Raw genomic sequence first — 5,347 nt, 5'->3', positions numbered from 1 at the left:
GCTGATCGGCACCGATCTCGAGGCCGCCCGGTCCGTCGCCGAAGCGGCGGCCGACGAGGCCGGCGACGGTGCGGTCTGCGACGTCGCCAACGACAACGGCGGCGGCCAGGTGGGGCTCTCCGGCGACCGCGCGGCCGTGGGGCGCGCCGTCGGCATCGCAACCGGCCGCGGGATCAAGCGCGCCGTGATGCTCAACGTCTCGGCGCCGTTCCACTGCCGCCTGATGGCCCCGGCCGCCGAGGCCATGGCCCGGGCGCTCGCCGAGGTCGCGCTGGCGGCCCCGCGCGTCACCCTCTACGCCAACGTCGCGGCCGCCCCGGTCGCCGATCCGGAGGCGATCCGCGCGGCCCTGGTCGAGCAGGTCACCGGCACCGTCCGCTGGCGCGAGAGCGTCGCCGCCATGGCGGCCTCCGGCGTCGACCGGTTCTACGAGCTCGGCGCCGGCAAGGTGCTGACCGGCCTCGTCAAGCGCGTCGCCCCCCAGGCGAGCGCCGCCGCAATCGGCACCCCCGCCGACGTCGCCGCCTTCGCGCTCTGACCCGCGCGCTCTGATCCGCGCTCTCTGATCCGCGCTCTCTGATCCGACGGAGTCCCGCATGTTCGATCTCACCGGCCGCAAGGCCCTCGTCACCGGCGCGACCGGCGGCCTCGGCCAGGCGATTGCCCGGGCCCTGCACGCGCAGGGCGCCACCGTGGCGCTCTCGGGCACGCGGCCCGCGGCCCTGGAGGCGCTCGCCGCCGAGCTCGGCGAGCGCGCCAGCCCCGTCGCGGCCGACCTGTCCGACAGGGACTCGGTCGAGGGCCTCGTCCCGGCCGCCGAGGCCGCGATCGGCCCGCTCGACATCCTCGTGAACAATGCCGGCATCACCCGCGACAACCTCTTCATGCGGATGAAGGACGAGGAGTGGGAGCAGGTGATCGCCGTCAACCTCACCGCCGCCTTCCGCCTGTCGCGGGCCGCCGTGAAGGGCATGATGCGCCGCCGCTCCGGGCGGATCGTCAACATCGGCTCGGTGGTCGGGAGCACCGGCAATCCCGGCCAGGGCAACTACGCCGCCGCCAAGGCGGGGCTCGTGGGCATGACCAAGGCGCTCGCCGCCGAGGTCGCCTCGCGGGGAATCACCGTCAACTGCATCGCGCCGGGCTTCATCAGCTCGCCCATGACCGACGCCCTCAACGAGAAGCAGCGCGAGGGCATCCTCGCCCGCGTGCCCGCCGGGCGGCTCGGCGAGGGGTCGGAGGTCGCGGCGGCCTGCCTCTACCTCGCCTCCGCGGAGGCGGGCTACGTCACCGGCCACACGCTGCACGTGAATGGCGGGATGGCCATGTACTAGGGCGCGTATACCGGTTCCCGGCCGGCGGGAACGGCGCGCGAATCACCCCCGCCGACACGCAAGTGCCACACCCATGAAGGCTTTCTGAACGGGCCCTCGCCAGGGCTGGAACCCTGTGCTACCACGCCCCGCAGCCGTACAGGGGGTTGACGGTTCAGCGGGTTTTCAGTCCAAGGCCCTCCGGCGGGGGCGTCCCGGCTCACGCGCCGGTTCACCTCAGAAGCACGCGCGATCGGACACCGGCCCGTCACAACAAGCCCGCAGGGGCGCGACGCGGCCACGGCACCACCCCGAGAAGACTGACAGACCAGAAGGACGAGGACGGAAGACCGATGAGCGATATCGCTGAGCGCGTGAAGAAGATCGTCGTCGAGCACCTGGGCGTGGAGCCCGAGAAGGTGGTCGAGAGCGCCAACTTCATCGACGACCTCGGTGCCGACAGCCTCGACACCGTCGAGCTGGTCATGGCCTTCGAGGAGGAATTCAACGTCGAGATCCCGGACGACGCTGCCGAGACGATCCAGACGGTCGGCGACGCCGTGAAGTTCCTGGAGAAGAACTCCGCCGCCTAAAGGCGCCGGGGACCGGGTTAACCGCGGCGCGGGTGAGGCGAAACAGCCCCCGCGCCGTTATGCGTTTCAAGGCTCGGCGTGGTGACGGGTCCCGCAGGGACCGATTCTGCCTCCGAGCGAGTTAGGACGATGCGCGACCGCGGCGGTGCCGGCGGGGCGGCGCCTCAAGACGGGACAGGGCACATGCGGCGGGTGGTGGTCACGGGTCTGGGGATGGTCACGCCGCTGGGCAGCGGGGTGGAGCACACCTGGAGCCGGCTGATCGCGGGCGACAGCGGCGCCGGCCCGATCCGCGGCTTCGAATCCGCCGACCTGCCCTGCCGGATCGCCGCGCAGGTCCCCTTCGGCGACGGCACCGACGGCACCTTCAACCCCGACCTCGTGATGGAGGTGAAGGAGCAGCGCAAGGTCGACCCGTTCATCGTCTACGCGATGGCGGCGGCCGACGAGGCGCTGAAGGATGCCGGCTGGGCGCCGAAGAGCCACGAGGACCAGTGCGCCACCGGCGTGCTGATCGGCTCCGGCATCGGCGGCATCGGCGGCATCTACGACGCCGCCGTGACCCTGCACGAGAAGGGCCCGCGCCGGATCTCGCCGTTCTTCATCCCGGGCCGGATCATCAACCTCGCCTCCGGCCAGGTCTCGATCGCCTACGGCCTCAAGGGCCCCAACAACGCCGTGGTGACGGCTTGCTCCACGGGCGCCCACGCCATCGGCGACGCGAGCCGCCTGATCGCGCTGGGCGACGCCGACGTGATGGTGGCGGGCGGCGCCGAGTCGCCGGTGAACCGCCTGTCGATCGCGGGCTTCTCCGCCTGCCGGGCGCTGACCACGGGCTTCAACGACACGCCCGAGAAGGCCTCGCGCCCCTACGACCGCGACCGCGACGGCTTCCTCATGGGCGAGGGCGCCGGCATCGTGGTGCTCGAGGAGTACGAGCACGCCAAGGCCCGCGGCGCGAAGATCTACGCCGAGGTGGTGGGCTACGGCCTCTCGGGCGACGCCTACCACATCACCTCCCCGTCCCCGGACGGCGACGGCGCCTTCCGCTGCATGACCGCCGCGGTGAAGCGCGCCGGGATCGCGCCGTCCGAGATCGGCTACATCAACGCCCACGGCACCTCGACGCCCATGGGCGACGAGCTGGAGCTGAAGGCCGTGGAGCGCCTCCTGGGCGACGCCGCCGCGAACGCCACCATGTCGTCCACCAAGAGCTCGGTCGGCCACCTGCTGGGCGCCGCCGGCTCGGTCGAGGCGATCTTCTCCATCCTCGTCCTGCGGGACAACGTCATCCCGCCGACGCTCAACCTCGACAACCCCTCCGTCCAGACCAAGATCGACCTCGTGCCGTTCGAGGCGAAGCGCAAGCAGGTGGACGTGGTGCTGTCGAACTCCTTCGGGTTCGGCGGGACGAACGCGTCGCTGGTGATGCGGCGGGTTTGAGACTCACTTGGAGTTGCTATCTAGGGTTGACACAGCGTCAGAAATCTCGCTCAAGTTAACAGAGCGAGGTTTCTTTTAGGGCGCTAGTATGGACATTCGTCCTTCCGATATTGCAGCTTTGACAGAAAAAGTAAAAAAGCGCTCGTTTGCACATTATCTCATGGAGATAAAGCTTGCAAATGTTCGGGCCTTCAAGGGCCAAAAGATAACGCTCGATTTCCCTGTTACTGCGATAATTGGCACTAATGGCGGCGGTAAATCTACCATTCTAGGTGCGGCTGCTCTGGCTTATAAGGCCGTCAAGCCGGGTGATTTTTTTCCTAAATCAAATGTTAGTGATAACTCAATGGCCGATTGGCGGATTGAGTACGAGTTGATCGACAGAAGCGTAGATAAATCGGGAACTATTGCTCGGAACGCTAGATTCGTTTCGGCAAAATGGCGACGTGAATATTTAATTGATAGAGATGTCGTCGTGGTTCCTATCCAGAGAACTGTTCCTGCGAGCGAGCAACCAAGATACAAGCGATTCATCGGCATCTACAAAGAAGAAGGCGCCGTTATTGAAGAACTAAGCTCTGATATCAGAAGAAGGGCCGGAGCTGTTCTTGGTAAGAATCTTAAGGGGTATAGTGTAGCGAAACTAAAGAAAGAAGATAACGTATATCTTATGCTTGGCATGCAGAATGAGAACGATTACTCTCAATTTCATTTTGGTGCTGGTGAGGCGTCAGTAATCGAAATGATTTCTAGCATTGAGCAAGCTCCCGATCAGGCCTTGATCCTGATCGAAGAGATTGAGAATGGGTTGCACCCAGTTGCAACTGAAAAAATGACAGAATATCTGATTGACGTCGCTAAAAGGAAGAAAAGCCAGATTATATTCACCACGCATTCGGAGTATGCTCTCAAGAAGCTGCCACCCAATGCAATATGGGCATGTATTGATGGTCAGGCATATCAAGGAAAACTGTCGATCGACAGCTTGAGAGCGATCAAAGGACTCGTAGAAAAGCAAATTGCGGTCTTTGTTGAAGACGATTTTGCCAAAGATTTGCTTGAAGAAGCGCTAAGGCAAATTGATTCCAGGCTATTGGATGCCGCTGAAGTCCACAAGGCCGGAGGTTATCCATTTTTGATTGAAGTAATGCAGCATCACAATAAAAATCCAACGGTCAAAATAAAAGCAATTGCTGTGGTGGACGGCGATCAGGCAGAATTTCAGGACGAGACAAATTCAACCTATGTTCTCCCGGGATCAACCCCAGAACTGTCAGTATTCAATTATATTAATGAAAATGTTGAGAGCTTGGCATCGGTTCTTCAGCAGAGATGTCTGTGCCCACAAGTTTCACAAGACAAGATTGTAAAGATATTTGAAAAAATTGATATATCAACTTCCGACGTCCATCTATATTTTTCCAAGATAGGTCAGGAAATGGGCTTTATTTCGGAGCTCACAGTGAGAAAGGCATGTATTTCGATTTATGTAGAAAACAATAAAGAGCATTTCGATGGTATTATACAGGCGTTGCGCAGGCGTCTTGAGCAGGGGTGAAAATCAGCCCTACCACCCCCGCCGCTCATCCGCTCCCGGCACCCGCCCCTGCGGGGTGAGCGCGTGCACCACCTCCGGCAGGGCCTGGGCGAGCTGCGACAGCAGTGTCTCGCGGTCCATCCCGGTCTGCTGCTGGAGGGTGTCCACCGTGTCGGGGCCGAGCGCCCGGGCGAGCTGGTCCGGGGCCACGGGGCGGTTGGTGCCGTGGCCGATCCAGGACTCCATCACGTCGCCGAGGCCGCCCTGGCGGAACCGGTCGACCAGCCCGTCGAGGCCGCCGAGATCCCCCTGCCCGTCCGGGGCGGCGCGGCTCGGCGGCGGGGCGTCGCCGGGGCCGTCGAGCATGCCGGAGAGGTCCGAGAAGTCGCCGGGCGGCAGGGACGGGTCCGCCGGCCCGCCCGGGCCGGCGTCGCGGCGGCCGCCGTACTGGTCCCAGCCGC

6 protein-coding genes are annotated in these 5,347 nt (G+C 64.0%); 5 read left to right on the top strand and 1 reads right to left on the bottom strand.

The window, feature by feature from the left end; all coding sequences use genetic code 11:
• From ACLBYE_RS29405 to ACLBYE_RS29385, 5 genes are all read left to right on the top strand, one after another.
• Positions 1 to 538, top strand: a 538-nt coding sequence (locus ACLBYE_RS29405) for an ACP S-malonyltransferase (protein WP_447696862.1), incomplete at its 5' end; no start/stop codon positions are given.
• Between the two features lie 58 nt (positions 539 to 596).
• A complete protein-coding gene (gene fabG / locus ACLBYE_RS29400; protein WP_447696861.1) occupies positions 597 to 1,334 on the top strand; it encodes a 3-oxoacyl-[acyl-carrier-protein] reductase in 738 nt (245 codons plus the stop codon).
• Between the two features lie 332 nt (positions 1,335 to 1,666).
• Positions 1,667 to 1,906 (top strand): acyl carrier protein, encoded by a 240-nt coding sequence (locus ACLBYE_RS29395; RefSeq protein WP_007559070.1) that lies wholly within the window; start codon positions 1,667 to 1,669, stop codon positions 1,904 to 1,906.
• A 183-nt stretch (positions 1,907 to 2,089) separates the two neighbouring features.
• On the top strand, positions 2,090 to 3,349 hold the full coding sequence (fabF, locus tag ACLBYE_RS29390; RefSeq protein ID WP_447696860.1) for a beta-ketoacyl-ACP synthase II: 1,260 nt from the start codon (positions 2,090 to 2,092) through the stop codon (positions 3,347 to 3,349).
• An 88-nt stretch (positions 3,350 to 3,437) separates the two neighbouring features.
• Positions 3,438 to 4,907, top strand: a complete 1,470-nt coding sequence (locus ACLBYE_RS29385) for an ATP-dependent nuclease (RefSeq protein WP_447696859.1) — start codon at positions 3,438 to 3,440, stop codon at positions 4,905 to 4,907.
• Positions 4,908 to 4,916: 9 nt separating this feature from the next.
• Here the strand turns inward: ACLBYE_RS29385 and ACLBYE_RS29380 are convergent.
• A partial coding sequence (locus ACLBYE_RS29380; protein WP_447696858.1) for a YidB family protein occupies positions 4,917 to 5,347 on the bottom strand: 431 nt, incomplete at its 5' end.

The sequence above is a fragment of the Methylobacterium sp. A52T genome (assembly GCF_053346095.1).
The sequence above is the reverse complement of the archived record's forward strand: the minus strand, read 5'-3'. Positions and strand labels throughout refer to the sequence as shown.

Bases quoted from the DNA above. Each gene is read 5' to 3' on its own strand.
- ACLBYE_RS29385 (WP_447696859.1), top strand. From the start codon at position 3,438: ATGGACATTCGTCCTTCCGATATTGCAGCTTTGACAGAAAAAGTAAAA.
- fabG (WP_447696861.1), top strand. From the start codon at position 597: ATGTTCGATCTCACCGGCCGCAAGGCCCTCGTCACCGGCGCGACCGGC.
- ACLBYE_RS29395 (WP_007559070.1), top strand. From the start codon at position 1,667: ATGAGCGATATCGCTGAGCGCGTGAAGAAGATCGTCGTCGAGCACCTG.
- fabF (WP_447696860.1), top strand. From the start codon at position 2,090: ATGCGGCGGGTGGTGGTCACGGGTCTGGGGATGGTCACGCCGCTGGGC.